This is a genomic window from Staphylococcus cohnii subsp. cohnii (genome assembly GCF_002902365.1).
In the GTDB taxonomy this organism is placed as follows: domain Bacteria; phylum Bacillota; class Bacilli; order Staphylococcales; family Staphylococcaceae; genus Staphylococcus; species Staphylococcus cohnii.
On the sequence record NZ_PPQC01000050.1, the window covers coordinates 1 to 348 of the forward strand.

The 348-nt window shown below is 37.1% G+C and carries 1 protein-coding gene; it reads right to left on the reverse strand.

Annotation, left to right across the window (positions count from 1 at the left end; all coding sequences use genetic code 11):
- On the reverse strand, positions 1 to 348 hold a 348-nt coding region (locus tag CD032_RS09555; RefSeq protein WP_103211443.1), incomplete at both ends, for a phage terminase small subunit P27 family.

The following is a 348-nucleotide window of genomic DNA, read 5'->3' on the forward strand; positions in this document are numbered from 1 at the left end:
CCTATGCCAAACTCTTCATATACTGATTTAGGCTTCTTACCTGTCACAAAATCACCTACAGGATCATACTCATTTTTTGTCTTAGGTTCCATAATCTTGAGACGTGCCTCAACAGTTAAGCCTAATTTGGGACAAATGGCGTTCATTGTATTCACGCTATCCCTTTGTATTGTGTAATGAGGTGAGAGTTTACTTCCACGTTCAGTCACAACCACCATACCTTCTTCTTGTAATTTGAGTGTGGCATTTTTGTAGTTACTATATGTTTGGCAATAAGTAGCAAGCAGACCTTTGTCTAAATCTTTTATAGGTAATTCATTAATAAGTGGAAGCACTCTATACCATTCT